This window comes from Haemophilus influenzae, assembly GCF_900475755.1.
Classification (GTDB): Bacteria; Pseudomonadota; Gammaproteobacteria; order Enterobacterales; family Pasteurellaceae; genus Haemophilus; species Haemophilus influenzae_D.
This window is the reverse complement of the sequence record NZ_LS483411.1, coordinates 1,004,768-1,018,218: the sequence shown is the minus strand read 5'-3', so window position 1 is coordinate 1,018,218 and position 13,451 is coordinate 1,004,768. Positions and strand designations below refer to the sequence as shown.

General features: G+C 39.0%; 11 protein-coding genes, 1 pseudogene and 1 riboswitch. Of the genes and pseudogenes, 6 read left to right on the top strand and 6 right to left on the bottom strand.

Annotated features, from left to right (window positions below; genetic code table 11):
* Positions 1-63: 63 nt before the first annotated feature.
* The gene (gene lpcA / locus DQN24_RS05085; RefSeq protein ID WP_014550905.1) at positions 64-648 is read right to left on the bottom strand and encodes a D-sedoheptulose 7-phosphate isomerase; all 585 of its coding nucleotides are present in this window, start codon (positions 646-648) and stop codon (positions 64-66) included.
* Positions 649-853: 205 nt separating this feature from the next.
* On the opposite strand from lpcA, the pseudogene DQN24_RS05075 reads away from it, so the two are divergent.
* Positions 854-1,660, top strand: a pseudogene (locus DQN24_RS05075) (DNA ligase).
* A gap of 28 nt (positions 1,661-1,688) precedes the next feature.
* On the opposite strand, the gene DQN24_RS05070 reads toward DQN24_RS05075, so the two are convergent.
* The 5 genes from DQN24_RS05070 to uvrD form a co-directional block, all read right to left on the bottom strand.
* Complete coding sequence (locus DQN24_RS05070) at positions 1,689-2,672, bottom strand: peptide ABC transporter ATP-binding protein (RefSeq protein WP_048954736.1); 984 nt, start codon at positions 2,670-2,672, stop codon at positions 1,689-1,691.
* Positions 2,673-2,674: 2 nt separating this feature from the next.
* Positions 2,675-3,667, bottom strand: a complete 993-nt coding sequence (gene dppD, locus DQN24_RS05065; protein ID WP_044330457.1) for a dipeptide ABC transporter ATP-binding protein — start codon at positions 3,665-3,667, stop codon at positions 2,675-2,677.
* 9 nt (positions 3,668-3,676) lie between these two features.
* Positions 3,677-4,564, bottom strand: coding sequence for an ABC transporter permease subunit (locus DQN24_RS05060; protein ID WP_080334082.1), 888 nt, complete (start codon positions 4,562-4,564; stop codon positions 3,677-3,679).
* A 14-nt stretch (positions 4,565-4,578) separates the two neighbouring features.
* The gene (locus DQN24_RS05055; RefSeq protein ID WP_048954735.1) at positions 4,579-5,580 is read right to left on the bottom strand and encodes an ABC transporter permease subunit; all 1,002 of its coding nucleotides are present in this window, start codon (positions 5,578-5,580) and stop codon (positions 4,579-4,581) included.
* A gap of 88 nt (positions 5,581-5,668) precedes the next feature.
* The gene (gene uvrD / locus DQN24_RS05050) at positions 5,669-7,849 is read right to left on the bottom strand and encodes a DNA helicase II (protein WP_172453976.1); all 2,181 of its coding nucleotides are present in this window, start codon (positions 7,847-7,849) and stop codon (positions 5,669-5,671) included.
* A gap of 120 nt (positions 7,850-7,969) precedes the next feature.
* Positions 7,970-8,059: riboswitch (TPP riboswitch) on the top strand.
* Positions 8,060-8,111: 52 nt separating this feature from the next.
* Here uvrD and DQN24_RS05045 point away from each other — a divergent pair.
* The 5 genes from DQN24_RS05045 (at position 8,112) to DQN24_RS05025 (ending at position 13,441) form a co-directional block, all read left to right on the top strand.
* The gene (locus DQN24_RS05045; protein WP_050847246.1) at positions 8,112-9,173 is read left to right on the top strand and encodes an ABC transporter substrate-binding protein; all 1,062 of its coding nucleotides are present in this window, start codon (positions 8,112-8,114) and stop codon (positions 9,171-9,173) included.
* A 121-nt stretch (positions 9,174-9,294) separates the two neighbouring features.
* On the top strand, positions 9,295-11,175 hold the full coding sequence (htpG, locus tag DQN24_RS05040; RefSeq protein WP_172453975.1) for a molecular chaperone HtpG: 1,881 nt from the start codon (positions 9,295-9,297) through the stop codon (positions 11,173-11,175).
* Between the two features lie 78 nt (positions 11,176-11,253).
* Positions 11,254-11,598 (top strand): ArsC family reductase, encoded by a 345-nt coding sequence (locus DQN24_RS05035; RefSeq protein WP_011961808.1) that lies wholly within the window; start codon positions 11,254-11,256, stop codon positions 11,596-11,598.
* A 27-nt stretch (positions 11,599-11,625) separates the two neighbouring features.
* A complete protein-coding gene (dapE, locus tag DQN24_RS05030) occupies positions 11,626-12,759 on the top strand; it encodes a succinyl-diaminopimelate desuccinylase (RefSeq protein ID WP_111695478.1) in 1,134 nt (377 codons plus the stop codon).
* Between the two features lies 1 nt (position 12,760).
* Positions 12,761-13,441, top strand: a complete 681-nt coding sequence (locus DQN24_RS05025; RefSeq protein WP_005687632.1) for a M15 family metallopeptidase — start codon at positions 12,761-12,763, stop codon at positions 13,439-13,441.
* Positions 13,442-13,451: the final 10 nt, after the last annotated feature.

The window sequence follows — 13,451 nt, the reverse complement described above, 5'->3', positions numbered from 1 at the left end:
CTATTAATAAAAAATCCCAAAAAAATTTGGGATTTTAAAAACTTGATTGAAATCAACCGCACTTTAGGCTTGTTTTGCCATTTCAAACTCAATTAACATCATTAAAATATGAATGACTTTGATATGGATTTCTTGAATACGATCTGCATAACTGAAATGGGGTACGCGAATTTCAACATCTGCTAATCCTGCCATTTTTCCGCCATCTTTGCCTGTCATCGCAATCACTTTCATTCCTTTTGCTTTTGCCGCTTCAATAGCATTTAAGATATTTTTTGAATTGCCTGAAGTTGATAAACCGAATAATACATCGCCTTTTTGACCCACCGCTTCAACATAGCGTGAAAATACATATTCATAGCCAAAATCATTACTTACACAGCTTAAATGGCTTGCATCTGAAATCGCAATAGCGGGATAACCAGGGCGATTTTCACGATAACGACCAGTTAATTCTTCTGCAAAATGCATCGCATCACAGTGCGAACCGCCATTACCACAAGAAAGCACTTTTCCGCCTTGCTTGAAACTGTTGGAAATTAATAATGCGGCTTCTTGAATTAATTTAATGTTATTTTCATCAGCAATAAATTTGTTTAACACATCTTGTGCTTCCACAAGTTCTGCTTTGATTTGATCTAAATACATTGATTGCTCCTTTTAGCATAAAATCGCGATGGCATTGTATAGCAGATGAAGATTCTTCGCTAGCGTAAATAAAAATTCATCTTTTTTCGATGAAATGATGATTTTTTGCGATTTAGATCGAAAAAATAAGTTTGAATGGTTGGGGATTTTTCAAGATATGTTTATCTTGCGTAAACTTATTAGCCTTTTAATTTTCAAAAACACAATGAAATTTTACCGCACTTTGTTACTTTTCTTGGCGAGTTCTTTTGCTTTTGCTAACTCAGATTTAATGCTTCTTCATACCTACAATAATCAACCCATAGAGGGTTAGGTAATGTCTGAAAAGTTAGATGGCGTACGCGGTTATTGGAATGGAAAGCAATTATTAACCCGACAAGGGCAACCTTTATCGCCGCCCGCCTATTTCATTAAGGATTTTCCGCCTTTTGCGATTGATGGCGAATTATTTAGTGAGCGGAATCATTTTGAGGAAATTTCATCCATCACAAAATCTTTTAAAGGCGACGGTTGGGAAAAACTTAAATTGTATGTTTTTGATGTGCCTGATGCAGAAGGCAATTTATTTGAGCGTTTAGCTAAATTGAAAGCATATTTAGTCGAACATCCCACAACTTATATTGAAATTATTGAGCAAATTCCTGTTAAAGATAAAACCCATTTATATCGATTTCTTGCACAAGTCGAAAATTTGCAAGGCGAGGGCGTTGTTGTACGCAACCCCAATGCACCTTATGAACGTAAGCGAAGCTCACAAATTTTAAAATTGAAAACAGCACGAGATGAAGAATGTACAGTTATTGCACACCATAAAGGCAAAGGACAATTTGAAAATGTGATGGGTGCTTTAACTTGTAAAAATCATCGGGGAGAATTTAAAATCGGTTCGGGTTTTAACTTAAACGAACGAGAAAATCCCCCTCCGATAGGATCTGTAATTACTTATAAATATCGAGGCCTCACGAGTCGTGGAAAACCTCGATTTGCAACCTATTGGCGAGAGAAAAAATGAGCCTATTTATAAATCTTACAAAATGAATTTAATCAATATGGAAACAAGCGATTAATTTTCCATCAGTATGTTGCTCTAAGTGCGGTTGATTTTCACGGCATTTTTCTGTCGCTTTCCAACAACGAGGATTAAATGCACAGCCTTTGGGCGGATTAATTGGACTTGGCAATTCGCCCGTCAGCTTTATACGCTCACGGCGTAAGTTTGGTGACAAACGTGGCGTCGCTGAAAGTAACGCTTTGGTATAAGGATGTTGAGGATTAGAGAAGATTTGCTCTGTTGTTCCTTTTTCGACACAACGACCTAGATACATTACCATCACTTCATCAGCGATATGTTCTACCACAGAAAGATCGTGTGAAATGAACACGTAAGACAAGCCTAATTCATCTTGTAAATCCATCATTAAATTCAGTACTTGCGCACGCACGGAAACATCCAATGCAGAAACAGGTTCATCGGCAACGACAACATCAGGATTTAACATTAAACCACGTGCAATGGCGATGCGTTGGCGTTGTCCGCCTGAAAACATATGGGGATAACGGTCATAAAATTCAGCTCGCAATCCCACTTTTTCCATCATCGATAAAACTTTTTCTCGCCGTTCTTTGGCGGAAAGTTTTGTGTTGATAATTAATGGTTCTTCCAAAATTGAACCAATCTTTTTGCGTGGATTCAATGATGCATAAGGATTTTGAAAAACAATCTGAATTTTTTTACGACGTAGTGCTTTTGTTTCAGAATCATTTTCTAAAAAATTATGCCCTTTGTAATAAAGTTCGCCTTTGGTTGGTTCTTCAATCATTGTCAATAAACGACCTAGCGTTGATTTTCCACAACCAGATTCCCCCACGACAGCTAAAGTTTTACCACGTTCAAGCTGAAAAGAGACACCATCTAACGCCTTTACTTGCTGTGGTTTTGCAAACAAGCCTTTTTTTACAGGGTAATATTTTTTTAAGCCAATCGCATTTAATAATGGCGCATTTTCTTTTACTTCATTCGTCATTATTAAGCTCCTTGATATTCAACGGGATTGCCTTGTTCGTTCAGCGGAGTGTGGCATTTTACTTTACGCGAACCGATCTGATGCAATAGAGGTTCAACTTGGCGGCAGTATTCAGTGGCATAAGGGCAACGAGGATTTAATAAACAGCCTGTTGGGCGATCGTATTTTCCAGGTACTACACCTTGTAATGACGCTAAGCGAGATTTTCCTTCTGCAAATTCTGGTAATGAACGTAACAAGGCTTGCGTGTAAGGATGTTTTGGATCGCGGAAAATATCTTTTGCGGTGCCTTCTTCAACGATTTGTCCAGCATACATCACGATAATTCGATCTGCTGCTTCTGCCACAAGTGCTAGATCGTGAGTAATCAAAATTAGGGACATACATTCTTTCTTTTGCAATTCAAGTAAGAGTTCCATAATTTGTGCTTGAATAGTCACGTCCAATGCTGTGGTTGGCTCGTCAGCAATCAATAATTTAGGTCTGCAGGCAATTGCCATCGCAATCATCACACGTTGGCTCATACCGCCAGAAAGCTGATGGGGATAAACATTCATTCGAGATTCAGGATCTGGAATACCAACCAATCTTAAAAGCTCTAAAGTGCGGTCTTTTCTCGCCTTTTTTGTGCCACCCTCGTGAGTTTTTAACGCTTCCATAATTTGGAAACCCACAGTATAAGCTGGATTTAAACTTGTCATCGGATCTTGGAAAATCATCGCAACATCAGCACCAATAAGCTGACGTTTGGCTTTATGATCTAAAGTAAGCAAATTTGTGTTTTCAAATTGCAAGGATTCTGCCGATACACGCCCAGGATGATCAATTAATCCCATAATTGCGAGAGAGCTAACAGATTTCCCTGATCCCGATTCTCCCACAATACCAAGCACTTCGCCTTGTGCAACTTGATAGCTGATACGATCCACTGCTTTAAATGGCGTTTTTTTATCGCCAAAGTGAACAGAAAGTTCTTTTACGTCTAATAATGCCATTCTGTTTTCCTATTGTTTGAGTTTTGGATCAAGTGCATCACGCAAGCCATCGCCCATTAAGTTGAAAGCAAGCACCAAAGATAAAATAACTAAACCGGGAATTGTAACTAACCAGTTTGCCGCTTGCATAAAACCACGTGCTTCGGAAAGCATTGTGCCAAGTTCTGGTGTTGGCGGTTTTGCACCAATGCCTAAGAAACCAAGTGTCGCAAGTTCTAAGATTGCATTGGAAATGCCCATTGTCATTTGCACAATTAAAGGGGCTAAACAGTTTGGTAAAATCACAATAAACATTAGGCGTAAAATACCTGCGCCAGCCACTTTAGATGAAGTCACATAATCACGATTTTTTTCATTCATCACGGCTGCTCGAGTTAAACGCACATAGCTAGGAATTGACACAACGGCGATAGCTAAAGTGGCGTTGGCGAGTGATGGCTCTAAAATAGAGACGACCACAATCGTCAAAAGCAAGTTTGGAATCGCGAGCATAATATCAATTAGGCGAATGATAATTGTATCTAGCACGCCGCCATAATAGCCAGAAATCAAGCCAAGACTGGTGCCAAAGGCGCAAGATAGCAATACGATGACAAATCCAGCAAAAACGGAAATTCGTGTTCCGTAAATGATGCGCGAAAGAATATCTCGCCCAATATCATCTGTGCCGAGTAAATAGGCAGGATTGCCGCCCTCATACCAAGCGGGAGGCAGTAAAAGTGCGGTACGATTTTGCTCTGTTGGATCAAAAGGCGCAATATAAGGCGCGAGAATGCTGATTAAGGCAACCAGTAAAATAAAGATTAAGCCAATTAGCGCACCACGATTTTGTTTAAAGTAAAACCAAAATTCTTGCAAGGGCGTTTTCGGCGCGAAAGTTGAAGGCGTGTCAGACATAATTTCTCCTACAATTAATGACGGATACGCGGATTGACCACACCGTAAAGTAAATCGACGGTTAAATTCACCACAATAATAATCGTCGCAATAATCAGTACAGAACCTTGTAATACTGGATAATCACGGGCTTGAATAGCATCAATAATCCATTTTCCAATTCCTGGCCAAGAGAAAATGGTTTCGGTGAGAACTGCACCAGAAAGCAATTGACCTACAATTAATCCCACTACAGTAACAACAGGAATTAACGCATTACGCAATGCGTGAACAATAACAATTCGAGTATAGCTTAAACCTTTTGCTTTTGCCGTGCGAATGTAATCTTCGCCTAATACTTCCAACATCGCAGAGCGTGTCATACGAGTAATAATGGCAAGAGGAACTGTGCCTAATACGATGGCAGGAAGAATTAGAGATTTCACTGCATTTTCAAAAGCACCAGAAACACCTGAAAGCCAGCTATCAATAAGCATAAATCCTGTTGGTGTATCGATCCAAAATTCATTATCTAAACGTCCGCCTTGCGGTAAACCAAGTTGTGGCGAAACATATAAAATTAAAATTAAACCCCACCAGAAAATTGGCATAGAATAACCTGTGAGCGATGCTACTGTAACCGTGTGAGAAATCCAACTGTCTTTTTTTACTGCGGCAATTGTGCCTAAAATAACGCCGCCTAATAATGACCAAAATAACGCAAAAAATGCTAATTCAGCGGTAGCAGGAAAAAGCGTAAAAAATTCACTAAGAACAGGTTGTTGAGTGCGGAACGATGCACCGAAATCCCCTTGAATTACATTGCCAATATAGTGGAAATATTGCTGATAAAGAGGTAAATCTAAACCCAATTGGTGCAGCATTTGTTGATGTACTTCTGCCGTTAAGCCACGTTCCCCCATCATAATTTCCACAGGATCACCGGGAATAAAACGCACAAGGGCAAAGGTAATAAAAGTAATGGCAATAAAAGTAGGGATCACCATTAAGATTCGTTTGAATACAAATTTAAACATTCCATCACTCGTAGATAATAAAAGTGCGGTAAAAATTCACCGCACTTTTCAAAGAAATTAATCGGTAGAAGTAAAACTCTCTTGGATTCTACCGTACTTTTTCCAGTTTTGCCAAATGTGCAATAAGCCATTTAATGCCTTGTGCTTGGAAGGCAATTTGGAGGCGAGTATTGTTATCTGATCCTTCGACATTAATGACTGTGCCAAAACCGAATTTTTCATGTTTGACTTTTTGACCCATTTTCCATTCATTTTCGACCGCACTGGTATTCGACAATGAACCGACTTTTGTTAGATTCATTGCACGCGTGACAGTCCCTCGTAAACGAATTTCTTGGATACATTCTCTCGGTAATTCTGCGATAAAACGTGATGGTAAATGGCGTTCTTCTTTTGCATATAACCGACGGCTTTCCGCATAAGAGATGGTCAGTTTTTTCTTCGCGCGAGTAATACCGACGTAAGCTAAACGACGTTCTTCTTCTAAACGCCCAGGTTCTTCAAAAGAACGGAAACTTGGGAATAATCCTTCTTCTACGCCGACCATAAACACACGAGGAAATTCTAGGCCTTTAGCGGAGTGTAACGTCATCATTTCTACACAAGATTGATGCGGAGAGGCTTGTTCTTCGCCAGCTTCTAAGGAAGCGTGCGTTAAAAAGGCGGTGAGTTCGGTCATTTCTTCTGCATTATCAGGTTTGATAAATTCACGGGTTGCACTGACTAACTCTTCCAAGTTTTCAATACGCACTTCGCCTTTTTCGCCTTTTTCTTGTTGATACATTTCATATAAACCCGAATGTTTAATCACAAAATCAGTTTGTGCGAAAAGCGGCATTTCTGCTGTATCAAGTTGTAATGAATTAATTAATTCTTGGAAACGTAATAAGGCTGTTGAGGCTCGTCCAGCCAACATATTTTCTTGTGTTGCGACTTGTACTGCTTGCCATAAGGTAATTTGGCGTTCGCGTGTTAAGTTACGCAATATATCTAAAGTGCGGTCGCCAATGCCACGGGTTGGCGTATTAATTACACGCTCAAAAGCCGCATCATCTTGACGATTATTAATCAAACGAAGATAGGCTAACGCATCTTTAATTTCTTGGCGTTCGAAGAAACGCATACCGCCATAAATACGATATGGAATTTGACAACGAATTAAGGCTTCTTCAATAACCCGTGATTGACTATTACTACGATAAAGTACAGCGCAATCATCAAGTTTTCCGCCATTTTCTACCCAATCCTGAATTTGTGAAGCGACAAATTTTGCTTCGTCCAATTCATTAAAGGCGGCATAGATGCCCACAGGATCGCCTTTTTCACCCTCTGTCCATAAATTTTTACCAAGACGATCACTATTGTTTGCAATCAATTCATTTGCGCTGTTTAGGATATTGGCGGTAGAACGATAGTTTTGTTCAAGGCGAATTGTTTCTGCTTTGAAATCTTTTAAGAATTTCTGGATATTTTCGATTTGTGCACCACGCCAACCATAAATAGATTGATCATCATCGCCCACAATCATTACTTTGCCTGTTTTTCCTGCGAGAATTTTGATCCATTTATATTGAATTTTATTGGTGTCTTGAAATTCATCTACCAAAATATGCTGAAAACGTTGTTGATAAAGTTGCAAAATTAATGGTTTTTTCTCAAATAATTCATAGGCTCGAATTAATAATTCAGCAAAATCGACTAATCCTGCGCGATCGCAAGTGTCTTGATAAATCTGATAAATTTTAATCCATTCACGCTCTTGACGATCATTAAAATCTTCAATGTCGTTTGGTCGCAAGCCTTCATCTTTTTTGTTATTGATATACCAACAAGCCTGTTTCGGCGGAAAAGCTTTCTCATCAAAATTATGTAATTTTAATAACCGTTTAATTAAACGAAGTTGATCTTCTGAATCCAAAATTTGGAAATCCTGTGGCAATCCTACATCTAAATGGTGGGCTCGCAATAAACGATGGGCAATGCTATGAAAGGTTCCAATCCACATACCAAATAATTGATGTTGTGCGTGTTTGGCAAGGGTAGCTTGAATACGATGACGCATTTCTGCTGCTGCTTTATTGGTAAACGTCACCGCCATAATGCTGCCTTCAGAAATATTTTCTACCGCAATTAACCAAGCGATACGGTGTGTCAATACACGCGTTTTGCCAGAGCCTGCACCAGCTAGCACTAAGTGATTACCAAGAGGAGCAGCTACGGCTTTGCGTTGTTTATCGTTAAGTCCGTCAAGTAATTCAGAAATATCCATGATGAAATTTTTATCTGTTCAAATTTACAGGAATTATAAGTCTAATTTTTTTATATCACAATCAAGAAAATCATAAACTTATCCGACTTTACAAAAATAGTATTACAACTTATATTGATTCACGGTTAGTCGGGGTGCGGACATCGCTGAGAAAATACCCGTGAACCTGAAACAGTTAGCACTGGCGTAGGAAACTAATCTCTCCTTCTTACTTAAAGGGCTGACTTACTTTTTTCTGTATTCATATAAGTAAGGATGCATCATGACACTCTCTTTTTCTTTAAAAAATTCTTTTAAATTGACCGCACTTTCCAGCGTGCTTGGTTGCGGCTTATTAGGATTAAGTTTATCAACCCCTGCTCAAGCAGAAGGCAAATTAGTGCTGTATTGCAGCGTCCAAAACACGACTTGTGAAAAAGTCGCTCGCGCTTTTAGCAAAAAATATAATGTGGACACTCAGTTTGTGCGTAATAGCACTGGGACTGTATTAGGCAAAATCAAAGCTGAAAAAGAAAATCCACAAGCAGACGTGTGGTATGGCGGTACATTGGAACCGCACTTTCAAGCACGAGATGCAGGTTTGTTAGAAACTTATCGTTCGCCTCTGCAAAAAGAAATTATGCCTCAATTCAAAAAGCTCACGGAACAACGTGGCGATACTACGTCGATTATTTATCTTATGGAGCTTGGCATTGGGATGAATGAAAAACTGCTAGCTGAAAAAAATATCGCGAAACCTCAATGTTATGCTGATTTATTAAAACCAGAATTTAAAGGGTTAATTCAATATCCAGATCCTCGAGTATCGGGCACTGGCTACACTATTCTTACAACTTTAATTGAAATTATGGGCGAAGATAAAGCCTTTGCTTATTTGAAAGAACTTGACAAAAACATTGCTCAATACACGAAAACTGGATTAGCAACGGCTAATATTTCTACGGGCGCAGCCGCTGTTGATATTGGTTTTATGCATACTTATGTGCGTGAAAAGGATAAAGGTGCGCCAGTTATTGGTGCTTTACCTTGCGAAGGCATAGGCTATACGTTAGGGGCGGTCAGTATCATTAAAAATGGACGCAATTTAGAGAATGCTAAACGCTTTGTCGATTTTGTTCTTTCTGCTGAAGCCCAAGAAATTCATTGGCGTGAGGCGGATTCTTACCAACTGCCAACAAATATTCATGCCAAAGCGCATCCACATCTTTCAGAGCCAGCAAAACTTAAACTACTTGATATTGATTTCATCAAATTTGGTTCGGATCAAGAGGCGAAACGATTAATAGAACGCTGGGTTGAAAATGTGAAGGAAAGAAAAGAGTAATTGATGTTAGCCTGATAAAAGTGCGGTGAAAATTCACCGCACTTTGCTTTTCCCCTTGAAATCTTTCTTTTTATTCTTATATCTGTGACGTTCAATTTTTATCTTTATGAAGGAAAAAATTATGTCACAAAATCAAGAAACTCGTGGCTTCCAATCTGAAGTCAAACAACTCCTCCAATTAATGATTCATTCTTTGTATTCCAACAAAGAAATTTTCTTACGTGAATTAATTTCTAATGCCTCTGATGCGGCAGATAAATTACGTTTTAAAGCGCTTTCCAACCCTGCTTTATATGAAAGTGATGGCGACTTGCGTGTGCGTGTGAGCTTTGATACGGACAAAGGCACTATCACAATTAGCGATAACGGCATTGGTATGACTCGCGAGCAAGTCATCGATCATTTGGGTACGATTGCGAAATCAGGAACAAAAGAATTTTTAACCGCACTTGGTCAAGATCAAGCAAAAAATAGCCAGTTTATTGGGCAGTTTGGTGTAGGTTTTTATTCAGCTTTTATTGTGGCAGATAAAGTGACTGTAAAAACCAGAGCAGCTGGTGAAGAGGCGGATAAAGCCGTACTTTGGGAATCTGCGGGCGAAGGCGAATATTCTGTGGCGGATATTGAGAAAAAATCCCGTGGCACAGATGTGATTTTGCACTTACGTGAAGATGAAAAAGAATTTTTAAACGAATGGCGTTTGCGTGAAATTATCAGTAAATATTCTGACCATATTGGCTTGCCAGTGGAAATGCTGACGAAAGAATACGATGATGAAGGCAAAGAGTGCGGCGAAAAATGGGAGAAAATTAATAAATCCGATGCACTTTGGACGCGTTCTAAAAATGATGTCTCCGATGAGGAATATAAGGAGTTTTACAAACATTTAAGCCATGATTTTGCAGATCCTGTGACTTGGGCGCATAACAAAGTTGAAGGAAATCAAGCATATACTAGTTTGCTTTATGTGCCAGCTAAAGCACCTTGGGATTTATTTAATCGCGAACATAAACACGGCTTAAAACTTTATGTTCAACGTGTATTTATTATGGATGATGCTGAGCAATTTATGCCGAATTATCTACGTTTTATGCGTGGTTTAATTGATAGCAATGACTTGCCATTAAATGTATCTCGTGAAATTTTGCAAGATAACAAAATTACTGCAGCATTACGCAAAGCATTAACTAAGCGTTCATTACAAATGCTAGAAAAATTAGCAAAAGATGATACAGAAAAATATCTCCAATTCTGGAAAGAGTTTGGTTTAGTCTTGAAAGAAGGCCCTGCAGAAGATTTTGCTAATAAAGAAACTGTCGCGAAGTTATTGCGTTTTGCTTCAACGCATAATGATAGCAGCGAGCAAACTGTCTCTTTAGAAGATTACATCTCGCGTATGAAAGAGGGGCAAAAAGCTATCTATTACATTACAGCGGATAGTTATGTTGCAGCGAAAAATAGTCCGCACTTGGAGTTATTCAATAAAAAAGGCATTGAGGTTTTATTGCTTTCCGATCGCATTGATGAATGGATGTTAAGCTATTTAACTGAATTTGACGGTAAACAATTACAAAGTATCACGAAAGCCGATTTGGATTTAGGCGATTTAGCGGATAAAGAATCTGAAACACAAAAACAACAAGATGAAGCCTTTGGTAGTTTTATTGAGCGTGTGAAAAACTTGCTTGGGGAACGTGTGAAAATGGTGCGTTTAACTCACAATTTAACAGATACACCAGCGGTAGTTTCTACAGATAACGATCAAATGACGACTCAAATGGCGAAATTGTTTGCAGCCGCAGGGCAACCTGTTCCAGAAGTAAAATACACTTTTGAACTTAATCCAGAACATCATTTAGTGAAAAAAGTGGCTGATATTGCAGATGAAACTGAATTTGCTGATTGGGTGGAACTGTTGCTTGAACAAGCTATGTTAGCAGAGCGCGGATCTTTGGAAAATCCAGCTGCGTTTATTAAACGTATCAATAAGTTGTTAGGTTAATTCATTTGAGATGAAGTAGCATAAGGGTTAAAATCCTCAATCTGATTAGATTGAGGATTTTTCTTTTTTAGGTGAAATATGATTACAGTTTACGGTATTAAAAATTGCGATACAGTAAAGAAAGCGTTGAAATGGTTGGCGGATCACAATATTGAATATAAACTCCATGATTACCGTATTGATGGGTTAGATTTGAATTTTTTAACCCAAGCGGAAACTCAATTTGGCTGGGATGTGTTAGTGAATAAACGCAGTACAACTTGGCGTAATTTGGATGAGCAAGTTAAAAATTCTCTTGATAAAACCACCGCACTTTCCGTGTTGGCTGAGAATCCAACTTTAATTAAACGCCCAATTATTTTACAAGATGGGAAGGCATTAATTGGATTTAATGAAAAGGAATATCAGGCTGCTTTTGCTTAAAGTGCGGTTATTTTCTTAGGAGTTTTTATGAAAGAAAAAGTGGTTTCGTTGGCGCAAGATTTAATTCGTCGCCCGTCTATTAGCCCAAATGACGAAGGCTGTCAGCAAATTATTGCCGAAGGTTTAGAAAAATTAGGTTTTCAAATTGAATGGATGCCTTTTAATGACACGTTGAATTTGTGGGCAAAACACGGAACGAGCGAGCCAGTTATTGCTTTTGCAGGTCATACGGATGTTGTGCCTACTGGCGATGAAAATCAATGGTCGTCTCCGCCGTTTTCTGCGGAGATTATTGATGGCATGCTTTATGGGCGTGGTGCGGCGGATATGAAAGGCTCCCTTGCAGCAATGATTGTGGCGGCAGAAGAATACGTAAAAGCAAATCCTAATCATAAAGGCACCATTGCATTATTGATTACCTCTGATGAAGAGGCTGCCGCAAAAGATGGAACTATACGCGTGGTTGAGACGTTAATGGCGCGTGATGAAAAAATTACTTATTGTATGGTTGGAGAGCCATCGAGTGCTAAAAACTTAGGCGATGTTGTCAAAAATGGTCGCCGCGGCTCAATTACAGGAAATCTCTATATTAAAGGTATTCAAGGACACGTAGCCTATCCGCATTTAGCTGAAAACCCAATCCATAAAGCAGCCCCATTCTTGCAAGAATTAACGACTTACCAATGGGATAAAGGCAATGAATTTTTCCCGCCAACAATCCTACAAATTGCTAACATTCACGCGGGTACGGGAAGTAATAATGTAATTCCTGCTGAATTATATATTCAGTTTAATTTGCGTTATTGCACAGAAGTCACGGATGAAATCATTAAGCAAAAAGTCGCTGAAATGCTAGAAAAACACAATTTGAAATATCGTATTGAATGGAATTTATCAGGCAAACCCTTTTTAACAAAACCAGGTAAATTATTAGATTCGATAACCTCCGCTATTGAGGAAACCATAGGCATAACGCCAAAGGCTGAAACAGGTGGTGGCACGTCAGACGGTCGTTTTATTGCATTGATGGGCGCAGAAGTAGTGGAATTTGGTCCGTTAAATTCAACCATTCATAAAGTCAATGAATGTGTCAGTATAGAAGATCTTGGCAAGTGCGGTGAAATTTATCACAAAATGTTAGTGAATTTATTGGATAGCTAAAATGAAATTAACCCTAGAAATGCTTACAGGAAAGTCTCGTGAGCATTTAGTCAATTTACCCACAACTCATTCATCAAATCATTTTTTGCAAACACAAGCTATGCAAGCATTTCAAGCTTTGCAACAAAGTGCGGCAAAAAATGGCTTTAATTTACAGCCTGCGAGCAGTTTTCGTGATTTTGAACGCCAAAAACTTATTTGGAACAGTAAATTTAAGGGCGAGCGAAAAGTACACGATGATGCAGGAAAGGCATTAGATTTGAACCAATTAGATGACTGGCAAAAATGTCAGGCGATTTTACGTTGGTCTGCATTGCCGGGGGCGAGCCGTCATCATTGGGGAACGGAAGTGGATATTTTTGATCCTGATCTTTTGCCACAAGGGCAATCTTTACAACTGGAGCCTTGGGAATATGAAAAAGGCGGCTACTTCTTTGAATTGAGTGAATTTCTTGCCGAAAATTTACCGCACTTTGATTTTGCTTTGCCTTTTATGAATATGCAGTCCAATAAGAAAGTGGGGCGGGAGCCTTGGCATATCAGTTATTTGCCGTTAGCTGAATTGGCAAGCCAGCAATTTTCTCCAGAGATTTTGCAACAGGCGTGGAAAGGGGAAAATATTTTAGGCGCAGACTGTTTAATATCACATCTTGAACAAATTTTTTCCGAATATATTGTTTAAAAATAAGCCT

Coding starts and splice junctions, on each gene's coding strand:
- dppD (WP_044330457.1), bottom strand. CDS start 3,667: ATGGCATTATTAGACGTAAAAGAACTTTCTGTTCACTTTGGCGATAAA.
- lpcA (WP_014550905.1), bottom strand. CDS start 648: ATGTATTTAGATCAAATCAAAGCAGAACTTGTGGAAGCACAAGATGTG.
- DQN24_RS05060 (WP_080334082.1), bottom strand. CDS start 4,564: ATGTCTGACACGCCTTCAACTTTCGCGCCGAAAACGCCCTTGCAAGAA.
- DQN24_RS05070 (WP_048954736.1), bottom strand. CDS start 2,672: ATGACGAATGAAGTAAAAGAAAATGCGCCATTATTAAATGCGATTGGC.
- DQN24_RS05025 (WP_005687632.1), top strand. CDS start 12,761: ATGAAATTAACCCTAGAAATGCTTACAGGAAAGTCTCGTGAGCATTTA.
- DQN24_RS05055 (WP_048954735.1), bottom strand. CDS start 5,580: ATGTTTAAATTTGTATTCAAACGAATCTTAATGGTGATCCCTACTTTT.
- uvrD (WP_172453976.1), bottom strand. CDS start 7,849: ATGGATATTTCTGAATTACTTGACGGACTTAACGATAAACAACGCAAA.
- DQN24_RS05035 (WP_011961808.1), top strand. CDS start 11,254: ATGATTACAGTTTACGGTATTAAAAATTGCGATACAGTAAAGAAAGCG.
- dapE (WP_111695478.1), top strand. CDS start 11,626: ATGAAAGAAAAAGTGGTTTCGTTGGCGCAAGATTTAATTCGTCGCCCG.
- htpG (WP_172453975.1), top strand. CDS start 9,295: ATGTCACAAAATCAAGAAACTCGTGGCTTCCAATCTGAAGTCAAACAA.
- DQN24_RS05045 (WP_050847246.1), top strand. CDS start 8,112: ATGACACTCTCTTTTTCTTTAAAAAATTCTTTTAAATTGACCGCACTT.